General features: G+C 60.9%; 23 protein-coding genes and 1 riboswitch. Of the genes, 14 read left to right on the top strand and 9 right to left on the bottom strand.

Annotated features, from left to right (window positions below; all coding sequences use genetic code 11):
• Positions 1–119 precede the first annotated feature (119 nt).
• A complete protein-coding gene (gene moaA, locus G9X67_RS11115) occupies positions 120–1,166 on the top strand; it encodes a GTP 3',8-cyclase MoaA (protein WP_138329237.1) in 1,047 nt (348 codons plus the stop codon).
• A gap of 295 nt (positions 1,167–1,461) precedes the next feature.
• Here moaA and G9X67_RS11110 read toward each other — a convergent pair whose 3' ends face one another.
• Complete coding sequence (locus G9X67_RS11110) at positions 1,462–2,247, bottom strand: methyltransferase domain-containing protein (protein ID WP_171598695.1); 786 nt, start codon at positions 2,245–2,247, stop codon at positions 1,462–1,464.
• A 115-nt stretch (positions 2,248–2,362) separates the two neighbouring features.
• On the opposite strand from G9X67_RS11110, the gene G9X67_RS11105 reads away from it, so the two are divergent.
• Genes G9X67_RS11105 through G9X67_RS11095 form a run of 3 tightly spaced genes read left to right on the top strand, consistent with a single transcriptional unit; the run spans position 2,363 to position 5,322 of the window.
• Positions 2,363–3,499: an ABC transporter substrate-binding protein gene (locus G9X67_RS11105; protein WP_171598694.1), complete on the top strand. Its 1,137-nt coding sequence runs from the start codon at positions 2,363–2,365 to the stop codon at positions 3,497–3,499.
• Between the two features lie 6 nt (positions 3,500–3,505).
• On the top strand, positions 3,506–4,576 hold the full coding sequence (locus G9X67_RS11100; protein WP_171598693.1) for an iron ABC transporter permease: 1,071 nt from the start codon (positions 3,506–3,508) through the stop codon (positions 4,574–4,576).
• Positions 4,570–5,322 (top strand): ABC transporter ATP-binding protein, encoded by a 753-nt coding sequence (locus G9X67_RS11095; RefSeq protein ID WP_138329233.1) that lies wholly within the window; start codon positions 4,570–4,572, stop codon positions 5,320–5,322. The genes G9X67_RS11100 and G9X67_RS11095 overlap by 7 nt, the downstream gene beginning before the upstream one ends.
• Before the next feature lie 24 nt (positions 5,323–5,346).
• Here the strand turns inward: G9X67_RS11095 and G9X67_RS11090 are convergent, their stop codons facing one another.
• The 4 genes from G9X67_RS11090 to G9X67_RS11075 form a co-directional block, all read right to left on the bottom strand.
• Positions 5,347–6,297 carry a sugar-binding transcriptional regulator gene (locus tag G9X67_RS11090; RefSeq protein WP_171598692.1) on the bottom strand — a complete coding sequence of 317 codons (951 nt, stop codon included), beginning with the start codon at positions 6,295–6,297 and terminating at the stop codon, positions 5,347–5,349.
• Between the two features lie 21 nt (positions 6,298–6,318).
• Positions 6,319–7,785 carry an FGGY-family carbohydrate kinase gene (locus tag G9X67_RS11085; protein ID WP_171598691.1) on the bottom strand — a complete coding sequence of 489 codons (1,467 nt, stop codon included), beginning with the start codon at positions 7,783–7,785 and terminating at the stop codon, positions 6,319–6,321.
• A 68-nt stretch (positions 7,786–7,853) separates the two neighbouring features.
• The gene (locus G9X67_RS11080; RefSeq protein WP_171598690.1) at positions 7,854–8,810 is read right to left on the bottom strand and encodes a transketolase family protein; all 957 of its coding nucleotides are present in this window, start codon (positions 8,808–8,810) and stop codon (positions 7,854–7,856) included.
• Positions 8,810–9,619: a transketolase gene (locus G9X67_RS11075; RefSeq protein WP_029870790.1), complete on the bottom strand. Its 810-nt coding sequence runs from the start codon at positions 9,617–9,619 to the stop codon at positions 8,810–8,812. The genes G9X67_RS11080 and G9X67_RS11075 overlap by 1 nt, the downstream gene beginning before the upstream one ends.
• 205 nt (positions 9,620–9,824) lie before the next feature.
• Here G9X67_RS11075 and G9X67_RS11070 point away from each other — a divergent pair, with 205 nt between their 5' ends.
• From G9X67_RS11070 to ribB, 6 genes are all read left to right on the top strand, one after another.
• Positions 9,825–10,805: an ABC transporter permease gene (locus tag G9X67_RS11070; protein WP_171598689.1), complete on the top strand. Its 981-nt coding sequence runs from the start codon at positions 9,825–9,827 to the stop codon at positions 10,803–10,805.
• 117 nt (positions 10,806–10,922) lie between these two features.
• Positions 10,923–11,852 carry a sugar ABC transporter substrate-binding protein gene (locus G9X67_RS11065; RefSeq protein ID WP_171598688.1) on the top strand — a complete coding sequence of 310 codons (930 nt, stop codon included), beginning with the start codon at positions 10,923–10,925 and terminating at the stop codon, positions 11,850–11,852.
• Positions 11,853–11,880: 28 nt separating this feature from the next.
• Positions 11,881–13,359, top strand: coding sequence for an ATP-binding cassette domain-containing protein (locus G9X67_RS11060; protein ID WP_171598687.1), 1,479 nt, complete (start codon positions 11,881–11,883; stop codon positions 13,357–13,359).
• Positions 13,360–13,381: 22 nt separating this feature from the next.
• Complete coding sequence (locus G9X67_RS11055; RefSeq protein ID WP_138389016.1) at positions 13,382–14,170, top strand: SDR family oxidoreductase; 789 nt, start codon at positions 13,382–13,384, stop codon at positions 14,168–14,170.
• 284 nt (positions 14,171–14,454) lie between these two features.
• A complete protein-coding gene (locus G9X67_RS11050) occupies positions 14,455–15,237 on the top strand; it encodes a glucose 1-dehydrogenase (RefSeq protein WP_138389015.1) in 783 nt (260 codons plus the stop codon).
• A gap of 194 nt (positions 15,238–15,431) precedes the next feature.
• A riboswitch (FMN riboswitch) is annotated at positions 15,432–15,582 on the top strand.
• 126 nt (positions 15,583–15,708) lie between these two features.
• A complete protein-coding gene (ribB, locus tag G9X67_RS11045; RefSeq protein ID WP_171598686.1) occupies positions 15,709–16,344 on the top strand; it encodes a 3,4-dihydroxy-2-butanone-4-phosphate synthase in 636 nt (211 codons plus the stop codon).
• An 86-nt stretch (positions 16,345–16,430) separates the two neighbouring features.
• Here ribB and G9X67_RS11040 read toward each other — a convergent pair whose 3' ends face one another.
• Positions 16,431–17,198: an SDR family oxidoreductase gene (locus G9X67_RS11040; protein WP_171598685.1), complete on the bottom strand. Its 768-nt coding sequence runs from the start codon at positions 17,196–17,198 to the stop codon at positions 16,431–16,433.
• A gap of 327 nt (positions 17,199–17,525) precedes the next feature.
• Here G9X67_RS11040 and G9X67_RS11035 point away from each other — a divergent pair, with 327 nt between their 5' ends.
• The 3 genes from G9X67_RS11035 to mobB are packed head-to-tail and all read left to right on the top strand — an operon-like array spanning position 17,526 to position 19,579.
• Entirely contained in the window at positions 17,526–18,434 is a 909-nt protein-coding gene (locus G9X67_RS11035) for a DMT family transporter (RefSeq protein ID WP_138329222.1), read from the top strand.
• A 9-nt stretch (positions 18,435–18,443) separates the two neighbouring features.
• On the top strand, positions 18,444–19,073 hold the full coding sequence (gene mobA, locus G9X67_RS11030) for a molybdenum cofactor guanylyltransferase MobA (protein ID WP_171598684.1): 630 nt from the start codon (positions 18,444–18,446) through the stop codon (positions 19,071–19,073).
• Positions 19,070–19,579: a molybdopterin-guanine dinucleotide biosynthesis protein B gene (mobB, locus tag G9X67_RS11025; protein WP_138329220.1), complete on the top strand. Its 510-nt coding sequence runs from the start codon at positions 19,070–19,072 to the stop codon at positions 19,577–19,579. Before mobA ends, mobB begins: the two co-directional genes overlap by 4 nt.
• Here mobB and G9X67_RS11020 read toward each other — a convergent pair.
• The 3 genes from G9X67_RS11020 to G9X67_RS11010 all read right to left on the bottom strand — a co-directional run bounded on the left by G9X67_RS11020 (position 19,523) and on the right by G9X67_RS11010 (position 24,220).
• The gene (locus tag G9X67_RS11020) at positions 19,523–21,685 is read right to left on the bottom strand and encodes a response regulator (protein WP_281426026.1); all 2,163 of its coding nucleotides are present in this window, start codon (positions 21,683–21,685) and stop codon (positions 19,523–19,525) included. The genes mobB and G9X67_RS11020 overlap by 57 nt on opposite strands.
• On the bottom strand, positions 21,663–23,174 hold the full coding sequence (locus G9X67_RS11015; protein ID WP_171598683.1) for an ATPase domain-containing protein: 1,512 nt from the start codon (positions 23,172–23,174) through the stop codon (positions 21,663–21,665). The genes G9X67_RS11020 and G9X67_RS11015 overlap by 23 nt, the downstream gene beginning before the upstream one ends.
• Before the next feature lie 152 nt (positions 23,175–23,326).
• Positions 23,327–24,220, bottom strand: a complete 894-nt coding sequence (locus G9X67_RS11010) for a LysR family transcriptional regulator (RefSeq protein ID WP_138329218.1) — start codon at positions 24,218–24,220, stop codon at positions 23,327–23,329.
• A 134-nt stretch (positions 24,221–24,354) separates the two neighbouring features.
• Here G9X67_RS11010 and G9X67_RS11005 point away from each other — a divergent pair, with 134 nt between their 5' ends.
• A complete protein-coding gene (locus G9X67_RS11005; protein ID WP_138329217.1) occupies positions 24,355–24,750 on the top strand; it encodes a cupin domain-containing protein in 396 nt (131 codons plus the stop codon).
• Positions 24,751–24,754: the final 4 nt, after the last annotated feature.

Below are 24,754 nucleotides of genomic sequence, written 5' to 3'. Positions count from 1 at the left end.
CATGCGAGGAGTAGGCGTTGATCTTTTTCAGCGCAAGCTGAAATTGGCATGCTCGCGCGGCTGTTTCCCTTGACGCGACAATAGCATATGCCCACATTGATGAGAGTACGGAGATACAGGTGAACACCAGAGTCGGAACGATAGGCAATGCATCGCCGCTGGTGGCGGATACACACCCGATGATCGACCCCTTCGGGCGGGCGGTCACCTATCTACGTGTCTCCGTCACGGACCGCTGCGATTTCCGCTGCACCTATTGCATGGCGGAGAATATGACCTTCCTGCCGAAGAAGGATCTCTTGACGCTGGAAGAGCTCGACCGGCTCTGTTCCGCCTTCATCGCCAAGGGTGTCAGCAAGATCAGGCTGACCGGCGGCGAGCCTTTGGTGCGCAAGAACATCATGTATCTGGTGCGCCAGCTCGGCCAGAAGATCGGTTCCGGCCTCGACGAGCTGACGCTGACGACCAATGGCTCGCAGCTTTCCCGCCATGCCGAGGAGCTTTATGATTGCGGCGTGCGCCGCATCAATGTTTCACTCGATACGCTCAACCCGGACAAGTTCCGCAAGATCACCCGCTGGGGCGACTTCGCCAAAGTCATGGAAGGCATCGACGCGGCTCAGAAAGCCGGGTTGAAGATCAAGCTCAACGCCGTGGCGCTGAAGGATTTCAACGATGCCGAGATGCCGGAGCTGCTGCGCTTCGCCCATGGCCGCGGCATGGATCTCACCGTCATCGAAACCATGCCGATGGGCGAGATCGAAGAAGACCGCACCGACCAGTATCTACCGCTCTCGAAACTGCGCGCCGACCTCGAAGACCAGTTCACCCTTGCTGACATCGATTACCAGACCGGCGGCCCGGCGCGTTATGTCAGGGTCGAAGAAACCGGCGGCCGCCTCGGCTTCATCACGCCGATGACCCATAATTTCTGCGAAAGCTGCAACCGCGTCCGCCTCACCTGCACCGGCACGGTCTACATGTGCCTCGGCCAGAACGACGCCGCCGATCTCCGCGCCGCACTCCGCGCCACCGAAGACGACGCCCTCCTCCACGCCGCCATCGACGAGGCCATCACCCGCAAACCCAAAGGCCACGACTTCATCATCGACCGCACCCATAATCGTCCGGCGGTGGCGAGACATATGAGTGTCACTGGCGGGTGAGGCGCGGTCCCGCAAGGCGGAAGCGATCGATCCAGTGAATCGATCGCAGCGTCGAACGCCCTGAGCCCAAGCGAAGGGCCGGGATACGGTGCGGCAAACTCCCTCTTCTCTTCTCCCCAGCGGGGAGAAGGTGGCCCGAGGGGTCGGATGAGGGGACCTCACGGCACGCCATTCATTGCCCTTCGCTTGCGCTCAGCGCATTCGCGGCTTCGCCGCTCACCCCCTCATCTGCCCTACGGGCATCTTCTCCCCGCTGGGTAGAAGGGGGAGCAAGTGGCACCGCCGCGCCAACCCATCACCCAGGCTTACGCGCACAAATCGCAAACCGATCCTGCACCATGCGCTCCAACCCGCGCAGGAACGGCATCTTGCGCGCCTGCGCCCAATGGATGTCGGCGAGTTTGCGGTCGACGACAATATCCGTAAAACCGGCTTGGCGCAGAAGGTCGACGACTGCTTCGGCTGGCATCTGGTTGGAGAAATGCACGCGTGAGCGGATCTTCTGGTGCCGCGCCATCATCTCCGGCGACATGTGGCTCGCCGGCGGTTTGCCGGTCACCTTCGTCCAGAGCTTCTGCAGGCCCTTGACCCAGGTTTCCTTGCCCATATTGCCGTCGAGGATCAGCACCTTGCCGCCCGGTTTCAATACCGAGAACCATTCCTTAAAGGCAGAAGCCGGGTCCACCAGCGTCCAGACGAGATGGCGGTTGGTGATGACATCGTAACTGTCCTTGGGCTCCATCGTGTTTTCGGCGTCGCCGGAAACGAAACGGATATCGGTGCCCCGCTTCTTCGCCTTGGCGCGCGCCTGCGCCAGCATCGCATCCGACCAGTCGAGGCCGGTGACCGCAAAGCCGACATCGTACATGAGATGCGAGATGACGGCGGTGCCGCAGGCGAGATCGAGTGCCGCGCGCCCCTGCCCCTCGCCCAGATGTTTTCTGATCAGCCGCTGCCAGCCTTTGCGCTCCGCTTCCGAAAAGATTTCATGGCCGACGCTCTGGTCGAAGGTCGCCGCCCGTTCCGACCAGAAGTCGCGAATTTCGTCGCGGATGGAGTAGTTCGTGTTCATGGAATTCATCTGAGGCACCCCGGCATCGGATCAGTTTGGAAACGCTCTAAAACATAGAACTTGATTCATAAAGTCATATTTCTTATGCCTGCGGACATTATTCAGACCTCGGGGGAATTTCCAGATGAATTTCGTGAAAATACTCGCAGTCTCCGCAGCGGCGATTGCGAGCCTGATGCCGCTTTCGGCCTGGGCGCAGTCCTTCACCGTCAAGGATGTCGCGGGTCGCGAAGTGACCTTCGACAAGCCGGTCGAGCGTGTGATCCTTGGGGAAGGCCGCATGCTCTATGCCGTAGCACCGATCGAGAAGGAAGATCCCTTCGCCAAGATCGTCGGCTGGCGCAACGATCTCTGGACCACCGACAAGGATGGCTTCAACGCTTATGTCGAGAAGTTTCCGAAGGGCAAGGACCTGCCCTTTTTGGGCAACCTGACCGACGGCACGCTGCAGACCGAGACGGTCGTCAAGCTTCATCCCGATGTGCTGCTGCTGCCGATCGGCAACAAGGCGGCGGCCGACGAGGTGAAGCTCGAAGACATGCTGAACGGCATCGGCGTGAAGATCGTCTACATCGATTTCCGCGAGCACATTCTCGCCAACACCGAGCCGAGCCTGAAGATCCTCGGCCAGATCTTCGGCCATGAAGACCGCGCCGAAGCCGTCGCCAGCTTCTGGAAAGAGCAGATGGCCCGCGTCACCGACAAGCTGAAGGCCGCCAATCCGCCGAAGCCCAATGTCTTCATGTACCGCGCCGCAGGCCTGGTCGAATGCTGCGGCACCTTCGGCCCCGACAATTTCGGCCTGATGGTCGATTGGGCCGGCGGCCACAATCTCGGCTCCGATTTCCTGCCGGGCTATACCGGCTCGATCAATGCCGAGCAGGTCGTCGCCTCCAATCCTGACGTCATCGTCGTCACCGGATCCAATTGGAGCCAGACCAAGAATGCCAAGGACTTTGTGAATGTCGGTCCCAATGCCGCCGCCACCTTCGACGACAGCCGCAAGGCGCTGACTACGCTGATGGAAAACCCAGCCTTCACCGGCTCCAGGGCGGTTGCCGGCGGCAATGTCCACGCGATCTGGCACCAGTTCTATACCAGCCCCTACCAGTTCGTCGCCGTCCAGCAACTGGCCAAGTGGTTCCATCCTAACCTCTTTGCCGATCTCGATCCCGATGCCACCTTCAAGGAATTCCACGAAAAATTCCTGCCGGTCGCCTACCAGTCGGGTTACTGGGTCGACGCCAAGGCGGGTCAGTAATCCAAAATGGCCGAGATCGCCGCCATATCGATCGAAGCCGAAGCCGGGAGGGAGCGCTACCGCGCCCTCGCCCGGCGCAAGCTGCTGATCCTTGCCGCCATGACGGCAGCGCTCTGCCTGTCCTTTGCGGTCGATCTCGCCTGGGGCCCGGCCCGCTATAGTCTCAGTGAAGTCGTCGCCGCCCTCCTCGACCCCTCCTCCGTTTCGGATCAGGTGCGGGCCGTCGTCTGGGGCATCCGCATGCCGGTTGCCGTGATGGCGATCGTCGTCGGCGCATCGCTCTCCGTCGCCGGCGCGCAGATGCAGACGATCCTCGCCAATCCACTCGCCAGCCCCTTCACGCTCGGCATTTCAGCGGCGGCAAGCTTCGGTGCTGCCCTTGCGATCGTCACCAGCATTCCGCTTCTGCCTGTCGCAGCCGGCCTGCTGGTACCGGTCAATGCCTTCATCATGGCGTTGATCGCCACGCTCTTCATCCATTTCGTCTCGCAGGCCCGTGGCGTCTCGGTGCAGACAGTGGTGTTGCTCGGCATCGCGCTGGTCTTCACCTTCAATGCGGCTCTCGCCTTCCTGCAATATCTCGCCTCCGAACAGGCGCTATCGGCTGTCGTCTTCTGGACGATGGGCAGCCTCACCAAGGCCACCTGGCCAAAGATCTGGGCGACGCTCGCCGTGTTGCTGATCGCCCTGCCGCTCTTTGCTCGCAATGCCTGGGCGCTGACCGCGATTCGCCTCGGCGAGGACAAGGCCGCAAGCTTTGGTGTCAATGTCCGCCGCATCCGGCTGGAAACTATGCTCGTGGTCTCGCTGCTTGCCGCAGTCCCCGTCAGCTTCGTCGGCACGATCGGTTTCGTCGGCCTCGTCGGGCCGCATATCGCGCGCATGATCCTCGGCGAGGATCAGCGCTTCTTCCTGCCGGGCTCGATCCTGTCAGGCGCACTGCTGCTCTCGCTGACTTCGATCGTCTCGAAGTCGATCATACCAGGTGTCGTCTTCCCGATCGGCATCATCACCGCTCTGGTTGGCGTGCCCTTCTTCTTCTCGCTCATCCTCTCTAACAGGAGCCGGTCGTGGTAGCGCTTCAGTTGCAATCGGTCGGCGCCTATCACGGCCGCAAGCTCTTCGTCGAAGACGTGACGACGCCGGTGATGACATCAGGCGAGGTCGTGGCGGTGATCGGCCCGAACGCCGCCGGAAAGTCGACCCTCTTCAAGCGCATCACCGGCCTCCTCAAAGGGCCGGGCCATGTCGTCGTCGAAGGGTCGAAGGCGAAAAACGCCATCAGCTACATGCCGCAGGATACCTCGGCAAACGCCGTGCTGACGGTCTACGAATCCATCCTGCTTGCCCGCAAGCAGGGCCAGTCCTGGGCCGTAAGCGACAGCGACCTGCGCTTCATCGACGAGATCATGAAGGCGCTCGATATGTCAGCCATCGCCTTTCGCGATCTGGGCGCGCTTTCCGGCGGCCAGCGCCAGCTCGTCTCGATCGCCCAAGCCCTGGTGCGCGAACCTGAAATCATGCTGATGGACGAGCCGACCAGCGCGCTCGACCTCCACCGCCAGGTCGAGGTCCTCGACTTCATGCGCCGCCAGGCCCGCACCAAGGGCATGATCGTGCTGATCGCCATCCACGACCTCAACCAGGCGCTCCGCTTCGCCGATAAGGTCCTCGTCATCGCCAACGGCCGCATGCACGCCTGCGGCACCCCAAGGGATGTCGTCACCACCGAAATGCTGCGGGAGATCTACAGGGTCGAGGCCCGGGTGGAGAAATGCTCTATGGAGTACGACCACGTGATTGTGGATGGGACAGCCCATTGAGGCTGCCAAAATCAGCCTGCCTCATCAGTTGATCAATCGCTGCGCGGTAAACTTGTCCGTAACAAGCATGTGGATGACCCCCACGCGGAGCGCCCCTGCGATTGCGTCGGTCTTTTTGGACCCGCCGGCAAGAGCAATGACCCGGTCCACCCGTTCGAGATCCTCGAGTGGAAGCCCTATGACCCGGTCGTCCAGAGGTGTCTTGACCGCCTTGCCGTTTTTATCGAAGAAGCGAAGCGAGATATCGCCGACGGCTCCCGCTTCCGCGAGATCAGACAGTTCGCGGGATGAAAAGATGTTGCCTGACCGTGCGAGAAGTTCGGACGGTTCGACTGCTCCGATTCCGACAATCGCAAGCGTTATGCTGCCGAACAAGTCCATCGTCTCCCGAACGTATGGATCGGCCTGCATAAGAAATTTTGCCTCTCTAGACGTCGTAACGCCTTGCACGGCGAGCAGTTTTGGCTCAGCGCCGGTCAGCCGAGCAAGCCGCGTGGTAAGCTGCGTCGCATGCGTCTGCACTGAAGGATCGCCCATGCCTCCAAGGGTTTGGACGACGTATTTCGCCTGAGCGCTCTTCAGGGGATGAATGTTCTCGACCATCTTGGAAATGGTCTGGCTCCAACTCGAAACGCCGATGATCTCCCCTGGCGCAAGCGTCACCTCCAAGAGATGAGCCGCTGCCTCTCCGATACGGGCCATGATGGCTCCGTCCCGATCTTCCGTGCACTCAACGACGATCGCCTCCGGCAAATCATATTTCTCGCGAAGCGCGCTCTCAAGCTCGCTGTAGGTGCCAACGGGGGGGGTCACGCTGGTTCGTACAATATCTTCGGCCTCGGCACGCTTGAGCATGCGCGACACAGTCGCCTGCGACAGGCGAAGGTGCTGTGCGATCTCCGCCTGTCGCCGTCCCTCCAAGTGGTACATCTGGGCGACCCTCGAGATGAGGCGGAGTTCATTGAGGCGAGTCATCGCTAATCCTAGAGTGAATTTTTATTCATCATTAGCCGTTGTTTCGCGTGCCGTCGAGCGGGCAAGTGCATCATTCCAGGTATCCAGAAGCACCGCTCGATCCACGGGTTCCGGGTCAATGATATGTGAGCTCCGGGGCAACTCTGCGATAACCTGGAGATCGCTCCACAGGCCAAGTGAGAGACCCGCGAGATATGCGGCCCCCAAAGCCGACGCCTCGGGTGCTTCGCATTGAATCACGGGATGTTCGATGAGATTCGAGACACACTGCATCAGGAAGCGGTTCTGGCTCGGTCCGCCGTCCACATAGAGCGCCCCGAGCTCGCCGCCGCTTTGTGCTCGCATGGCGGCGATCACGTCGTGCACCTGGAAGGCGATCGAGTCGGTTACCGACCGCGCCATTTGTGCACGTGTCGTATTGAAGTTGATCTGCGAAAACAGGGCACGGGCGTCGGATTTCCAATAGGGTGCGCCCAGTCCCACGAATGCCGGCACGAAGCCCGGTCCGCCCGGTTCGGCGCTCGCCGCAAGTTCGACAAGGGCCGCCACGTCCGAAAGGCCGAGAATGCCCGCCATCCAGGGGAGACTGGCGGCGCAAACGAGAATATTGCCTTCGAAAGCGAAAGTCGGCTTTCCATGGAGACGCCATGCGACAGTCGTTGTGACGCCGTTGCGTGGGGGAATAAATCGCGGAAGCGTCGTCATCACCGACGAGCCGGTTCCGAAGGTTACCTTGCCATCACCCGGCTTGAATGCTCCATGACCGAACAGCGCAGCATGACTGTCTCCGATCACGGCCATTATCGGAGTTCCATCCGGCACGCCTGGCAACCCTTGCGTCCTGCCGAAGTCGGCAGAGCTGTCGAGTACCTCGGGGAGGAGCGCGATATCCACGCCGAAAATCTCGCCAAGTTCCTCGCTCCATCTCTGCTCCTGGAGATCGAACAACTGGCTCCTGGCGGCATTCGAAGCATCGCAAACATGCCGGCGCCCGCCCGTCAGGCAATGGACGAGCCAACTGTCGACCGTTCCCAGCCGCACCGATCGCCCGGCCGGAATACGGTCGAGCAGCCATCGGAATTTCGAACCCGGGAACATCGGATCCAGTGGCAGGCCTGTGAGCGCCTGCACGCGGTCAAGGCGGCCTTCAGCAATGAGACGTTCGCAATCCTGTGCCGTTCGACGGCACTGCCAGCTCACCACCGGTCCAAGTGCTTCTCCCGTTTCGGCGTCCCAGGCAGTGACCGACTCGCGCTGATTGGAAATCGCCACGGCCTCGACAGCCACATCGGGGGCGCCCTTCAGGCAGGCGTCGATCGCCTCGCAGACGGATGCGTAGAGCCGGCGTGGGTCTTGTTCGACCCAGCCTGATTTCGGATAGGTGATGCCGACCGGAGCCGAACCCCTGCCAACAATTTCTCCCTTTTCGGAAACGAGAACTGCCTTCGAATTGGTCGTGCCCTGGTCAATTGCCAGAATTGCCCGCATTCCATCCTCCCCAGATCAGACGGCAGCCGGGACGACAAAAAGCGTCCCGGCTGATCACGTGATCCCAGTTACTTGCGCCTGATCAGCGACTGCGCCGCGTCGGCGATTGCGGACGGCGCCATCCCGAATTCGTCGAGCAGGAACTCTGCCGAACCGGTCGGAGCGTAGACGCCGGGAACGCCGAGACGTTTCATCGGGACTGGAGCATTGTCGACCACCACTTCGGCGACTGCGGAACCGAGCCCGCCAAAAATCGAATGCTCTTCGGCTGTGACGATCGCTCCGGTTTCCTTCGCCGCGGCGATGATGGCGTCCTCGTCGATCGGACGAACCGTTGCAAGGTTGAGCACTCTGGCGTTGATACCGCGTTCTGCGAGGATTTCGGCAGCCCTTAATATGCGATGAGTCAAAGTGCCGTTTGCGATAAGGGTGACGTCGGAACCCTGGCGAAGGAGGTTTGCCTTGCCAAGTTCGAACTTGTGACCCTCCGGAAGGAGATCAGGCACACCGACGCGAGACAGACGCAGGAAACAGGGGCCGTTGTAGGCCGCGGCCCACTCAACCGCAGCAGCTGTTTCGATGCGGTCACAAGGCGCAATGACCGGAAGATTAGGCAGAACCCGCGTCCAGGCGAAGTCTTCGATCGAGTGATGGGTCGGGCCGAGTTCGCCATACGCCATTCCAGAAGAAATGCCGACCAGCTTGACGTTGGCATTCGAATACGAAATATCGGCTTTGATCTGCTCCAGCGACCGTCCCGTTAGAAACGGAGCGGCGGCGCACACGAACGGAAGGCGTCCGCCATTGGCGAGGCCTGCTGCAACCCCCACCATGTTCTGCTCAGCGATACCGACATTGACGAGGCGCTCTCCAAACTTCGCCTTGAAGCCGCCGAGCTTGGAGGACCCCACGGAGTCGTTGCAGACGGCAACGATCGTTTCGTTTTCGGCTGCCAGCCGCTCAAGCGTAGTGGCGAATGCGTCGCGGCAATCGTAGAGCTTGGGTGCGTTTATTGGCGCGTTCATCACAGTGCCTCCGACAATTCTGCCAATGCGATTTCGTATTGTTCCTTGCTCGGTACCTTGTGGTGCCAGTCGACTCGGTCTTGCATGAACGAGATTCCATGCCCCTTGTTGGTGTGGGCCACGATACAATGCGGTCTCGATCCCCGGTATTCGAGGGCTGAAACGACTTCGCTCATATTGTTCCCGTTGATCTCGGTGACTTCCCAATCGAAAGCTTCAAGCTTCGGACGAAGCGGGGCGAGATCGTTGGTTTCCGCCAGGGCGGCGCCCTGCTGGAACCTGTTGTGGTCGATGACCAGCGTCAAGTTATCGAGCTTGAACTGCGCGGCCGCCATGATCGCTTCCCAGTTGGAGCCCTCCTGCATCTCACCGTCGCCGGTGACGACGTAGGTGTGATACTTCGCGCCTGAGAGCTTGGCGGCTTTTGCCATTCCTATTGCGACTGGAAGACCGTGGCCGAGCGGCCCGGTATTCGTTTCAACGCCAGGGACCTTGTTGCAATTTGGATGCCCGTTCAGCCTCGAATGCGGCTGCAAGAAGGTGGAAATCTCTTCCTCCGGGATGAAGCCGCGTTTTGCGAGCGTCACATACAGAGCGCATGCAGTATGTCCCTTCGAAAGAACGAACCTGTCGCGGTCCGGGTGCTTTGGCTGATCGGGCCAAACATTCAGCACACGAAAATAGAGGGCAGTCAAAATGTCGATGACCGACATTTCCCCGCCAATATGGCCGGCGCCCGCTTCAAAGACCGCCTGGAGATCGCGCAATCGGATCTCGCGAGCGACCCGCTCGAGTTCTGTCGTATTCATGGGTTCCTCTCATGCATAAATATTCAGTTATCAATATTTTTGCACAAGACACCGATTAGTCAAGCCCTTTAAGCAACGCGCCGGCAGTTGCAAGTCCGGAAAATCCTATTGACAGCTCGGAAGCAACTTGTTAATGAATTTTCCAGCATCAGTGAATATTTATTCGTAGAGTGAATTAGCGATAGCCTAGGCATAGGGAGGAACAATGGTGGCGCTCGATATCAATGAACACGGGCTTTCGTCCGGCGCCTGGTTGAGCAAGCTCAAGGGCGCCACCGGCCCGCTCGTGGGGCTGCTCTTGCTTTGCGTCTTCCTGAGCCTCAGCACCGACACGTTTCTTTCGGTTCGGAACGGCCTCAACATCCTCGATCAGATCACTGTCCTCGGCATCATGGCCGTCGGAATGACCTTTGTCATTCTGATCGGCGGCATCGATCTTTCCGTCGGCTCGGCGCTCGCTCTTGCGATGATGGTGATGGGCTGGACTGCGAATGTCGCCGGCCTACCGCTGCCGGTCGGGATCGCTTTTGCTCTGGTCGCAGCGGGCGTTTCGGGGCTGATCGTCGGACTTCTGGTGACGCAGTTCAGGGTTCCAGCGTTTATTGCCACTCTTGCGATGATGTCCGCGGCTCGCGGCGTCGCAAATATGATCACGGACGGCCAGCAGATCGTCGGATTCCCCGACTGGTTCATGATGCTGGCAATCGATCGCCATTTCGGCGTGTTGACAGCCACTGTGTTTCTCATGCTTGCGGTTGTTCTTGCGGCGTGGCTTTTCCTGCACTTCCGGTCCGAAGGTCGCATGCTCTACGCGGTGGGAGGAAATCCGGAAGTCGCTCGGCTGGCGGGTATCAACGTTCCGCTCGTAACGATTGGCGTCTACGTCGCAAGTTCAGTCCTTGCGGGGCTCGCGGGCATCGTACTCGCCGCCCGACTGGATTCCGTCCAGCCGTCCAGTGGTTTGGGCTATGAGTTGGACACCATTGCCGCGGTCGTCATCGGCGGGACTTCGCTCTCGGGCGGTGCGGGCGGCATCGGTGGAACGCTGATCGGCGTTCTTATCATCGGCGTCCTTCGCAACGGGCTCAATCTTCTCAACGTCTCGCCATTCCTGCAGCAGGTGATCATCGGCATCGTCATTGTGCTCGCGGTCGGCGCGGAGACCATTCGTCGGCGTCGCGCCTAACGAACAGGGTCCGCCGCGTCGGCGGGCTCGGAATTCCGCTCCAAGGGTTTGGGGCGGATCAATACCCCGAGGGGGAGGACATACCCGAGGGTTCCATCAAACAACGGAGGAAATACAATGAAAATAGCGCGCACCATGCTCGCGTCTGCTGCACTGCTCGGCCTCATGCTCGGCCCCGTACACGCGGCGGAACTGAAGAAGCTCGGCCTGGCCGTAGCCAACCTTCAGGCAAACTTCTTCAACCAGATCAAGCAATCGGTCGAAGCCGAAGCCAAGAAGCGCGGCATCGAAGTCATCACGGTCGACGCAAAGGGCGACGGGCCGACACAGGTCAATCAGATCCAGGACCTTCTGACCCAAAAAATCGACGCGCTGATCTACATTCCGGCCGGCGCGGCGGCTGCGACCGTTCCGGTCAAGCTCGCAAAGAGCGCTGGTATTCCGGTCGTGAACGTTGACCGCAACGCCGAGGGCGCACCCGGCGATACCTTCCTTGCAACGGATTCCGTCGCGTCTGCCAAGGCCGTGTGCGACTACATCCTGAAGGAAGCCGGCGGCAAGGGGAAGATGGTCATCATCCACGGCCAGAAGGGCACGACGCCGGAAGTCGATCGTTCGAAGGGCTGCGGTGAATCTCTCAAGGCATATCCTGACGTCAAGGTTGTCGCCGAGCAGTTCTCGAACATCTGGAGCCAGGACGAAGGATTCCAGATCATGCAGAATATGCTGCAGGCAAATCCGGACGTTTCGATCGTGTTCGCCCAGGCCGACGGCCTCGCCCTTGGCGCCGCGCAGGCGATCAAGGTCGCCAATCCTTCCCAGAAGATCGTGGTTGGCGGCTTCGATGGTGACACCGCAGCTCTCGAAGCGCTCAGCAAGGGCGTCTTCAACGTAACGGCGACCCAGCAGACGCAGAAGATGGGCCGCGACGCGGTTGAAAACGCCGCCAAGCTTGTTGCCGGGGAGAAGGTGCCGCCGGTCCAACTCATGGATGCCACCCTGACCACCAAGGAAAACGTCGCAGGCTTCATCGCCAACCATCCGTAATGAAGTTGAGGTCTTGAGGAGGTGTGCCGTGACTGATCCAGTTCTTTCCCTGAGGGGCATATCCAAATGGTATGGGCCGCTCCAGGTTCTGAAGAATGTCAGCTTGGACGTCTATCCGGGCGAAGTGGTTGCACTTCTCGGTGAAAACGGAGCGGGCAAGTCAACGCTATCGGGCATTATCGCCGGGTCACGCACGCCGTCCGAAGGATCAATGACATGGCTGGGGCAGCCTTATGCCCCGGCCACCCCAAGGGAAGCGATCGACAAGGGCGTTGTCCTGATCCATCAGGAGCTGCAGCTTCTGCCGCAGCTGTCGATCGCGGAAAACGTCTTCATCGGACGTTGGCCGATGAAGAACGGTGTTGTCGACCGCGCCCAGATGGTTCGCCGGGCCCAGGACCAGCTCGCTCGCTTGAACCTTCACATCCCCGCAACGCGGACGGTCGCCGGCCTTTCTACAGCAAATCAGCAACTTATCGAGATCGCCAAGGCGCTGGCTCTCAACGCAAAGCTCTTGATCCTCGATGAGCCGACAGCCGCCCTTGGCGGCGCGGAGACGGAAGCTCTTTTCGAACAGGTTCGGAAGCTTCGCTCAGAAGGCGTCGGCATCGTCTACATTTCCCACCGCATGGAAGAGATCAAGCGAATAACCGACCGGATCGTCGTTCTTCGCGATGGCGAGCGCGTGCAGGAATTCTCAGACAGCGCGACCCCGGTGCGAACGATCGTCGAAAGCATGGTCGGACGCCCGCTTGACCGCTTGTTCCCTGCCCTGCCAGTTCCGACAGACCATCCGGTACTCCAGGTGTCCGGACTGAGCTCGCCGGACAACTCGTTCCGTGACGTTACCTTCGAAGTGCGCGCCGGGGAAATTCTCGGAATCGCCGGATTGGTCGGCGCCGGCCGCACCGAACTTGTCCGCGCCCTTTCGGGCGCCGACCCAATCAGTGCAGGTTCGATCAAGCTGGAAGGCGAAGAACTTAGGCTGCGCGATCCGGCGGACGCGATCGCCAAGGGCATCGTGATGGTTCCGGAAGACCGCAAGGAGCAAGGCCTGATTGTCGGGCACCGGATCGGCGAGAACATTATCTACGCCAATCTCGACAAGCTGGGCGGGCGTTGGATTACGCCGAGCGTCAAGCGCTCGTTTGCGGAGAAGGCAGTTGCCAAGTTCGGCGTAAAGGGCCGTGCGGAGCAATATGCCTCGGACCTGTCCGGCGGCAACCAGCAGAAGGTGGTCATCGCGAAATGGCTGATGCGCGATCCTAAGGTCGTCGTGCTCGACGAACCGACGAGAGGCATCGACGTCGGCGCCCGAGCGGGCATCTACGACATCATCGTCAATCTTGCAAAACGGGGCGTGGCGGTCATCGTCGTAAGCTCGGACCTTGAGGAAGTTCTCGGAGTCTCCAATCGCATTCTCGTGCTTGCGCAAGGCAAACAGGCAGGCATTCTCAATCGTGACCAGGCAAATGACGTTTCGGTCATGGAGCTAGCTACCATCTAAACAGACAGAGAAAGGAAGAGCGGTGTCCGACATCACTCTGAACGCCCCGAAGCTTTTCGATCTCAGCGGCCAGGTTGCCATCGTTACCGGAGCCGGAAGCGGCATTGGGCAGCGCATTGCCATCGGCCTTGCGCAATGCGGGGCGGACGTGGCGTTGCTCGACCGTCGAACCGACGACGGGCTGGCCAAGACGGCTGAACATATTCGCGCCGCCGGCCGCCGCTCGATCCAGATCGCGGCGGATGTCACGAGCAAATCTTCCCTTGGAGATGCCGTAGCACGGACCGAAGCCGATCTCGGCCCATTGACACTTGCAGTCAACGCTGCAGGCATCGCTAACGCGAACGCAGCGGAAGAAATGGAGGAGGACCAATATCAGACGTTGATGGATATCAACCTGAAAGGCGTCTTTCTTTCCTGCCAGGCAGAGGCTCGCGCCATGCTGAAGAATGGGCGCGGCTCCATCGTCAACATCGCTTCCATGTCGGGTGTGATCGTAAACCGGGGGCTTAGCCAAGCGCACTATAACGCCTCCAAGGCGGGCGTGATCCATATGTCGAAGTCCATGGCGATGGAATGGGTCGACCGCGGCATTCGCGTCAACACCATCTCCCCCGGATACACGGCAACGCCCATGAACACCCGTCCGGAGATGGTCCACCAGACCAAGCTCTTCGAAGAGCAGACGCCGATGCAGCGCATGGCAGCGGTGGACGAGATGGTGGGCCCGGCGGTGTTCCTGCTGTCGAATGCGGCAAGTTTCGTGACCGGCGTCGATCTGCTGGTCGACGGCGGTTTCTGCTGCTGGTGATGCGATGAGAAAGCTCATTGCCGCCGCTGGAAAGTGACCGGTCTCGCTTCCTCCCTGGCTGAGATCGAGGCGCTGAAGGGACTAACGGGCAAGACGGCGTGCGATATCGCCGTCTGCCCGCCCTTCACGCCGATCGAACGGGCTGTCTAACGGACGGAGGGCTCGGGCGTCGTCATCGGCGCTAAAGGCTGCCTGAATTTGCGACAACCGGTTGAGATCCAATAATGATCGCATGGTAGGTCGCACCCAGATTTGCTGTTTATCGAGTGACACAAGGAAAGAGCATGAAACGCTTTGAGCAGAAGACTGTCGTTATTACCGGGGGCAGCCGCGGCATCGGCGCCGCCATCGCCAGACGCTTTGCGCGCGAAGGCGCCAATCTCGTCGTCTCGGCCAATGAGGAGCTGGTCCACGGCGTTGCCGAACAGATCCGAACCGAAGGCGGCAAGGCGATCTCCTTCATCGGCGATGTCACCGACAAGGCAAGCGTCACCGCCCTCTATGATGCCGCCGAGAAGGAATTCGGCTCGGTCGACGTTTCGATCCAGAATGCCGGCGTCATCACCATCGCCCGCGTCGAGGACCTGACCGAAAACGAGTGGGACAAGGTCATGGCCGTCAACACCAAGGGCGTCTTCCTCTGCGCCCAGGAGGCAATATCAAGAATGCGCAAGCACAAGCGCGGCGGCCGCATCATCAACACCGCTTCCGGCCAAGCCCGCGACGGCTTCATCTACACCCCGCATTATGCCGCCTCGAAAATGGGCGTCGTCGGAATCACCCAGAGCCTGGCCAAGGAAGTCGCGACCGAGAAGATCACCGTCAACGCCTTCTGCCCCGGCATCATCGAGACCGACATGTGGGCCTATAACGACCAGGCCTGGGGCAAGCTGCTCGGCAACTACGCCCCCGGCGAACTGATGAAGGAATGGGTCGAAGGCATCCCGATGAAACGGGCCGGCTCCGGCGAAGATGTCGCCGGCCTGGTGACCTTCCTCGCCAGCGATGACGCTGCCTATATCACCGGCCAGACGATCAATGTCGACGGCGGCCTGATCATGTCCTGATGCAGGCGCCCAAATTGCGTAGCGGTTTTGGGACAACGACATGCATCGAACAAAGAGCAAACCACGAGCGAAGTGCGGAAGGCGACACGGTCGTCGCCTCTGTGTGAACAGTGTGTCCATCGGCGTTAGGGCAGCTTTGCATTTTTGCCTGGTCGAGTGACCTTGCCATCCGCCTGTTTTTGGTCCTATCTTTGAAGTGTTCTCAGGGCGGGGTGTAATTCCCCACCGGCGGTATCAGGAGCAATCCTGGAGCCCGCGAGCGCTTCCGGCACCTCCTGTCGGAAGGTCAGCAGATCCGGTGAGATGCCGGAGCCGACGGTATAGTCCGGATGGAAGAGGACAACACGGGCAGTCGCACTCCATCCTGGAGGCGGCTGACGTTTGTTCGCCCAAGGGCAGAAGGCTCGCTCACGGATTGAGCCGAGCAGACCATGTCAGTCCGCTGACATAACCCTTGAAAGGCCAGACAGCATGACTATCGCAACAATTGAAGATGCCATTTCAGCCATTGCCAGCGGCAAGATGGTCGTCGTCGTCGACGACCAGAACCGGGAAAACGAGGGCGATATCGTGGTCGCGGCCGATGCCGTCACCCCGGAAACAATCGCCTTCATGATGACCCACGCCCGTGGTCTCGTCTGCATCGCCATGGAAGGCGGGCGTCTCGATGCGCTCGACATTCCGCTGATGGTGCCCAACAACACGGAATCGCACAAAACTGCCTTCACGGTCTCGGTTGATTATCTCAAGGGCACGACGACGGGCATTTCTGCGGCGGACCGCGCCGCCACCGTCCGCGCCCTGGTCGATGATCGCGCAAAGCCCGCCGATTTCGCCCGCCCCGGCCATATCTTTCCGCTGCGCGCCAATCCCCGCGGCGTGCTCGGCCGCCCTGGCCATACCGAAGCCGCCATCGATCTCGCCCGCCTTGCCGGAAGGGTCCCCGCCGGCGTCATCTGCGAAGTCGCCAACGACGACGGAACCATGTCCCGCCTGCCCGACCTCACGCTCTTCGCCGAACGCCACAACCTCCCCCTCGTCACAATCGAGGACCTGGTCGCCTATCTCGACCGCCAGGCGGAAAGAGACATACGCGAAGTCGCCTGATCGATGCCTTTGTTGCGGCGGCATAGCCCGCCGCAACAAAGAACGTGCCGCAGTGATGACCGTGACGGCACCGTCCCTTGCCCACCCTATGTCCGGCTGATCGAAACCCCACCATCGGCCAGCATCGCCGTGCCGGTCACGAAGCTCGACATGTCGGAGGCGAGGAAAAGCGCCGCATTGGCGATCTCTTCGGGTTGCGCCATGCGTTTCAGCGCATGCAGCCCCTCCACGAAGGCGAGCACCTCCGGCGTGGCATCAGGCGCGTTGGTAATGCTGGCGGGCGTGTCGGTGCCACCAGGAAGCAGTGCGTTGACGCGGATCTTCTGCGCTCCGAGTTCAGCGGCGAGCACCTGCACGAAGCCGATCAGCCCCGCCTTGCTCGCCGCATAGGCGGCCATGCCAGGCATACCGACGGTGTGGCCGACGAAAGTCGAGGTGAAGATCAGCGAGCCGCCGCCTTTTCCCATCGCCGCCGACTGGTGTTTGGCGCCGAGGAAGGCGGCGGTGAGATTGATCTCGATCGTCTCGCGCCAGCCCTCGAGCGACAGCCCGGCAACCGGCCCTATCTCACCGAGGATGCCGGCATTGTTGAAGGCGATGTCGAGCCGGCCAAAACGCGAGACTGCCATTTCGACGAGCCTTGCCTGCAGCGCCTCGTCCCTGACATCGCCTGATATGGCGACGGCTTGACCACCCTCCGCCTCGATTTCGGCGATGACGGCATCGAGCGCGTCCTGCCGCCGGCCGGTGACCACGAGCTTGGCGCCTTGCCGCGCAAAGAGTTTCGCCGCCGCGCGGCCGATGCCGGAGCTTGCGCCAGTGATGATGGCGATCTTGTCGTTGAGAAGTGTCATATCGGTCTCTCCTGGGTTGTTGCGAGATGTGAGATGCTCAAACATCAGGCGATGCAGCCACCCGATTCCCGCGCAAGAAGAGAAAAACGCCTATGGCCGAACCGGAAGGAGCGATGGCGCGTCCCCATCGACGCCTTGATGGCCGTGCGGAAGTATCGGGATTCACCATATAAAACGGTGATTTGCGGCGATCTCACTCACACGCCTGCGTTGAGGTCAGCGTTATTGTGCACCGCATCATCGATTTATGCTTTGTGTGACATTCATCCGATTCCCTTGATGCATCTTCGCGATTAAAAGGAGCGCACAGGTAACGGGAATCTCTTCATGCCGCGGTCACGCAATACTGAGGGCGCCATCTATATGAGCATGGCGATGGCCGGCTTTTCTGCAAGCGACGCTCTATCCAAATCGGTAATCGCCTATATGAACGCCGGCGAGATCATGTTCCTGCGCGGCCTCTTCACCAGCCTGCTTGTCTATCTGATCGCCTGGAAAATGGGTGCGCTGCGTTCCTGGCGCATCATGCTGCAGCCGATGATCATTTTCAGGATCATCTGCGAGACGCTCTCCGCCGTCACCTATATCACCGCGCTCGGCATGATGCCGATCGCCAATGCCTCGGCGATCCTGCAATCGCTGCCACTGGTCGTCACCTTCGGCGCGGCGCTCTTCTTCGGCGAGCCGGTCGGCTGGCGGCGCTGGTCGGCGATCCTCGTCGGCCTCGTCGGCGTGATGATCATCATTCGTCCCGGCCCTGAGGGATTCACCGCCGCCGCCCTCCTCTGCGTCGCCGCGGTGCTGACGACGGCCGGCCGCGATCTCGCCACCCGGAGCATCAGTCCGGAGATTCCCTCGCTGATGATAACCGTCATCACCGCCATATCAGCCTCCTTCTTCGGTGCGCTGCTCATTCCGGTGCTTGGCGGCTGGCAGCCGGTCAGCGCCACCGCGCTTGGTCATCTCGTGCTCGCATCGGTGCTGGTGCTCGTTGGCTATCAGTCGGTCATCCTCGCCATGCGCACTGGCGAAATCTCTTTCGTCGCGCCGTTCCGCTATACCAGCCTGATCTTCTCTTCTGTGCTCGGCTTCTTTTTCTTCGCCGAAGTGCCTGACAGCTGGACGCTCGTGGGGGCTGCGATCGTCATCGCCTCCGGCCTCTATACGTTCTATCGTGAGGCCAAGCGCCGCGTGTCGCCGATCGCGCAGGAATCCGCGCCGCGCGCGCCGGTTTGAGGAAGGATGATGGCTGGATTCTCATTGGATAAATCTCAAATAGCGGGCGTCGTGCTGGCCGGCGGCCGCTCACAGCGCATGGGCCGCGACAAGGCGGGCGTGATGCTCGGGGCCGAGAGCCTGCTCCACCATGTGCTGACCCGCCTCTCGCAGCAGGCCCCGCTCGTTGCCGTCAACGCCGATGCCGCTGCCGAGAGCGTGCCTGTCGTTCCCGACCGTTTTCGCGGCAAGGCCGGGCCGATGGCCGGTATCCATGCGGCCATGGTCTATGCCGCCGGCCTGCCGTCGACCACCCATGTCGTCACCGTCTCGGTGGATTGCCCGTTCTTCCCGGCCGATCTCGTCGCCCGGCTGGCGGCAGCGGTCGACCACCCCTCGCAGGTCGCCATTGCAGCCTCCGAGGGCCGCAGCCATCCTGTCTTCGGGCTTTGGCCGGTGACGCTGGCCGCCGATCTCGAAGCCTGGATCGCCACCGACGAGAAGCGCCGCGTACGCGACTTCCTGTTACGACATGACGTTACGGAAGTGGCGTTTCCGCTGCATCCGACCCGTGCCAGCCTGCTGGATCCCTTCTTCAACATCAATACGCCCGACGATCTCGTCGAGGCGGAACGCTGGCTGGAGGCCCTTCGCGGATGACCGCACCGAAAATCTTCGGCATCGCCGGCTGGAAGAACTCAGGCAAGACGGGGCTCGCCGTCCGGCTGGTGACGGAGTTCACTCGCCGCGGCTACAGGATCTCGACGATCAAGCACGCCCATCATGATTTCGACATCGACAAGGTCGGGGCCGACAGCTACCGCCACCGCCAAGCCGGCGCTCACGAGGTCACCATCGTCTCCGGCACGCGCTACGCCATCATGCACGAGCTGCGCGGTGCCCCCGAACCTGAGTTCGAGGAGATCCTCGCCCGCCTCGCCCCCTGCGATCTCGTGCTGATCGAAGGTTACAAGCGTGAGCCGATCCCGAAGATCGAGGCCCGCCGCCTGGAGGCCGCCAATCGCGAACCGCTGGCGCCAAGCGATCCCCATATCTGCGCCATCGCCGCCGATCATGCCGTCACGGATACGGCCTTGCCGGTCTTCGATCTAGACGACACAGGCGCCATCGCCGATTTTATCGCTGACATCGTCGGCCTTGGATAGGCGAGGCTTTGAACCACCTGCGTCACCGCCGGACCTGAGAAGCGGAACCGTTTCGCTTGCCATCGCCTTGGCAATTTCCTTGGCAAGCTGAGCCTGATCATAGGGCTTTGCCAATCTCGGAAGATCGATATCGGTGCCGGCAGGAAGATCGGCGTAACCTGTCGCCAGCACGATCGGCAATGCCGGATGAATGTCCCGTGCGGCCTGAGCAAGCTGTGCGCCGGTCATACCAGGCATCGAATAGTCGGTTATGACAAGGTCGAAATACTGACCGCTGCTGATCAGTTCCAGCGCCTGCGCGCCGGAGTTTGCTTCGACGACCTCGTGGCCGAGATCTTCAAGCATGTCGACCGAACTCATGGCGATCAAGGCATCGTCATCGACCAGAAGGATCTTCAGTCTGGATGCAGCTTGCGGAACGGGCAGTTCCGCTTCGATCGCCCGCTCGGGGCGCCGTTCGGTCGCCGGAAGCCACAGTTCGGCAATCGTTCCCACTCCAAGCTCGCTGGTCAGAAGAAGTGCGCCATTGAGCTGAACGGCAAGTCCGTGGATCATCGACAAGCCTAGGCCCGTGCCCTTTCCGAGTTCCTTGGTAGAGAAAAACGGATCGACCGCCTTCTTCAGCGTCTCCGCGTCCATGCCGGTGCCGCTGTCGGCCACTGCCAGCACAAGATATGCCCCCTTGCCGAGAGCGCCGTCATCGCCGGCCACCTGCTCCTCACGCAGCGATATCAACAGCGTCCCGCCATCCGGCATCGCATCGCGGGCATTGACAGCAAGGTTGAGCAGCGCCAATTCGAGCTGGTTCGCATCGACTAGCGCCGGCGGCAGCGTCGCCGGCAGGCTGGTTTCGATGCTGATCGACGATCCGACCGAGCGCCGCAGCAAGTCGTTCATGCCGGAGACCAACTCGGCCAGATCGACGGGCTTGACCTGCAGATCCTGCTGTCTGGCAAAAGCCAGCAGCCGCTGCGTCAGCGCCGCCCCGCGTCGCGCGCCCTGAACCGCGCCATCGACCAGACGCGTCGCCTTCGCATCTCCAGCCACGTGCTTGCCGAGCAGCTCCAGATTTCCGAGAACAACCATCAGCAGATTGTTGAAATCATGGGCGACGCCACCGGTCAGTTGGCCAATCGCTTCCATTTTCTGCGATTGGCGAAGCTGCTCCTCGGCCCTTTCGCGCTGGGCGACCTCCTCAAGCAGGGTCTGGTGGGCAGCGTTGACCTCCCTGGTCCGTTCCCTCACACGCTCTTCGAGGTTCTCATTGAGCCGTCTCAGATTTTCTTCGATGGTCTTGCGGGCGGTGGTATCGGAGCAGACGCCGACCAGTTTGCTGGCGGACCCATATCTGTCGGCGTAGAGCTGCGCATGGACTTCGGTCCAATGCAGTGATCCATCCGGCCAGATCGTCCTGTGCTCGATCGAATAGTCTTCTCCAGTATCAATCGTCCGGCGCAGGCGTGCCAGCACAAGGTCCCGGTCATCGGGGTGGATGCTGGCGATCAGATCGTCGCGGGTGACATCATCATCCGGTTCTCGGCCGAAGACTGCCTTGCAGGTCGCCGAGGCCGTCAACGCCATCGTGGAAAGTTCCAGCTCCCACGCCCCGAGACGACCGGCGGCGAGTGCCGTCTGCAACCGGCGTTCTCCCTCGCTCAGAGCCTCGAGCCGGGCGCGCGCTTCGTATTGGCGCAGACGTCCCTTCAAAGCTGTGCGGACAACGCTGATGAAGGAGGTCGCATGGAACGGCCTCTCCAGAAAGGCGACGTTGCCTAGAACCTCGGAAAGCCTGGCAGCGGCTGGATTTCGTTCAGGTCCGCCACCGCGGCGGGTGAGGACGATGAACGGCAGGTCGGACCAGCTTGGCTGGGCGGCAACCCAGGCAGCGATCGGTTTCAGGTCACTGCCGCGAACGGCCTCTTCCGTCAACACGCCAACCGCGATGTCGTCATCCAGCGATGACGCGAAGAGATTCAAATCGGCAACTGCGATCGATGATAGTCCGGCCTCATCGGTCAAGGATGCCGCAACCTGGGCATCGCGTCCGGCCGGGGCATAGATCAGTGCCTTCGGGTTACTGGAATTAGGAATTGCCGCCGTCCTCACTGTCGGTTGGCAAAAGCGCAGCGGACTTTGCAACGAAGTCCGGGACGCCACGAAGCACCCCCTGAAAACCGACGATGGGATCTCCGATCGTCAGGCCGTCCGCATCGATCCGATACTCCCGGATGGTGTCCTCGTGGTGGCCGGTCCTCTTCTTGATGACGGAGACCGCCCGCCGCACACGTCCCACGGCCTCGAAGTAACGCAGGAGGATGACCGTATCGGCGAGGTAGGTCACGTCAACAGGCGATTTCATATCGCCCACCAGTCCATGCTGGGCGACCGTAAGGAAGGTGTTCGCGCCTTGTCTGTTCAGATATTGCAGCAGCTCGTGCATATGCAATATCAGCGAATTTTCATCCGGCATCGAAGCCTGGTAGCCATTGATGCTGTCGATGATGACGGTCCTCGCGCCCGACCTGTCGACACAGGTCCGCACACGGTGGGCGAATTCGCCGGGTGATAGTTCCGCGGCATCGAGCTGCTCGATATGCACCAAACCCTCATCCCTCAGTCCCTCGAGATCTATCCCGAGCTGTTTCAGGCGGGCGAAAAGCAAACCGAGCTCCTCATCGAAAATAAAGGCAGCCGCCTTTTCTCCGCGCGCGATGGCCGCCATCAAGAATTGAAACGAGAAAGTGCTCTTGCCGGTGCCGGCGGGACCGAGGATCAGTGTACTGGACCCTCGCTCGAGCCCTCCGCCCAGAAGAAGGTCCAGCTCTGCAATATTGCTGGGAAGCTGATCGCGAACATATTTCAACCTGTGTTCTGCGGCGACGAGACGCGGAAACACGACGACACCGCCTGTCTGGATGGTGAAGTCGTGGTAGCCGCCACGAAAAGCCTGCCCGCGGTATTTCATCACCCTCAGGCGTCGCCGTTCGGAGCCGTAATTCGGCGCCAGCTCGTCGAGATGGATAACCCCGTGCACGACGCTGTGTACCGTCTTGTCGAGCGTGTCGGAGGTCAGATCGTCGAGGAGAAGCACGGTCGCCCCTTGTCGGGCAAAATAATGTTTGAGCGCAAGAATCTGCCGGCGGTAGCGCAGCGAGCTTTGTGCGAGAAGCCTTATCTCGGACAGGCTGTCGAGAACCACCCGGCTCGGCTTGATCCGCTCGAAGGCGGCGAAAATTTCTCTTGTCGTCTCACCGAGTTCAAGATCCGACGAATAAAGCAGGCTCTGCTGTTGGTCGGCATCCAGCAGGCTTTCCGGAGGCACGACCTCGAAGACCTCGATATTGCCCTCGATCACCATGCCGTGCGATGCGGCACCGGCCCGAAGTTCGCTCTCGGTTTCCGAAAGGGTGATGTAGAGCCCCTGCTCGCCGAGCCGTGCACCTTCGATCAGGAACTGCAGCGCAATCGTCGTTTTGCCAGCTCCCGGATTTCCCTCCAGGAGAAACACGTGCCCCGGCGAAAGGCCCCCCTCCAAAACTGTATCCAAACCGGACACGCCGGTCCGAGCTTTCGTGGCAGACGCCGCAGTATTCATTCACTGTTTCCTTCAATTTCAAGTGTGAATTAGCGGCGAGCGATGGAATGTCAAATTGCCGGCGGCATGATTTCACCTCCAGCAAGAACCAATCGATTGAACGTCAGGTAGTTCGGATCCATGCCTGTCCGGACAGCTCGAAACGGCGAGACCTATCCCCGATAGCGCAGCGCATCGACGACGAGGGCGAATGCCGGCGATGTATGCCTGCGGCTCGGATAGTAGAGATGGTAGCCGGAAAACGGCAGGCACCAATCCTCAAGGACCCGCACCAGCCGCCCCTCGGCAAGATGCGTCTCGACCAAGTTCTCCGGCATATAGGCGAGGCCCAGACCGGCCAGCACGGCATTCAGCCGGAGCGCTATATTGTTGAAGACCAACTGTCCTTCGACGCGAACCCTGAGTTCGCGCCCGTCCTTTTCGAACTCCCAGGCATAGACACTGCCATAGGTCGGCAGGCGCAGATTGATGCAATTGTGATCCGTAAGGTCCTGCGGCGTCAGCGGCTTCGGCCTGGTGTCGAAATAGGCGGGAGCACCGACAACGGCCATGCGCATGTCGGGGCCGATGCGCACCGCGATCATATCCTTCGCCACCTGTTCTCCAAGCCGCACCCCCGCATCGTAACGCTCCGCAACGATGTCGGTCAGACCGTAGTCGACGATGATCTCGACATTGATGTCGGGATAATCGGGCAGCAGCTTTTGCAAGGCGGGCCAGAGGACGGCATCGGCCGCATGCTCGCCGGCATTGATGCGAATGGTGCCTGCCGGCTTCTCCCGGAACGCGCTCAAGGCAGCCAGCTCGCTCTCGATCTCGTCTAAGCGCGGTCCGATGGAGACGAGCAGGCGTTCGCCGGCTTCCGTCGGCGAAACGCTACGGGTCGTGCGTGTCAGCAATCGCAGTCCAAGCCGTTCCTCAAGCCCTCGGATGGTGTGGCTGAGCGCCGACTGCGACACACCGAGCTTGCCCGCCGCCTTGGTGAAGCTTTGAGCGCGCGCGACGGCGATGAAGGCGATGAGGTCGTTGACGGCGGGGCGCGGCATTTATGAAACTTTCTCATGGGTTCTTGCCGTTTATACCATCTAATCGCGGCCAGGCGCACGCCCTAAATACCTTGTTACTCGAGTGGACATGTCCACCCCGCCATCGAAAGCCCGGCATCGAAAGGAAGACAAAGATGGATATCAAGCGAAGCGGTTCGCAGCCATCGGCCAAGGGACCGACCGATTGGTTTACCGGCAGCGTGCGTGTCGACCCGCTGTTTGCCGTGACCAGCCCCGCACGCGCGGCTGGCGCCAGCGTCACCTTCGAGCCCGGCGCCCGAACCGCCTGGCACACCCATCCACTCGGCCAGACGTTGATCGTCACATTGGGCTGCGGTCGCGTGCAGCGCGACGGCGGCCCCGTCGAGGAGATCCGCGCCGGCGACGTCGTCTGCTTCGCACCGGGTGAACGCCATTGGCACGGCGCATCGCCGACGACGGCAGTGACCCATATCGCCATCCAGGAACAGCTCGACGGCAAGGTCGTCGACTGGATGGAGCATGTCACCGACACGCAATACCAAGGTTAGAAAA

The sequence above is a fragment of the Rhizobium sp. WYCCWR 11152 genome (assembly GCF_013087615.1).
GTDB classification, from domain to species: Bacteria; Pseudomonadota; Alphaproteobacteria; order Rhizobiales; family Rhizobiaceae; genus Rhizobium; species Rhizobium indicum.
The sequence above is the reverse complement of the archived record's forward strand: the minus strand, read 5'-3'. Positions and strand labels throughout refer to the sequence as shown.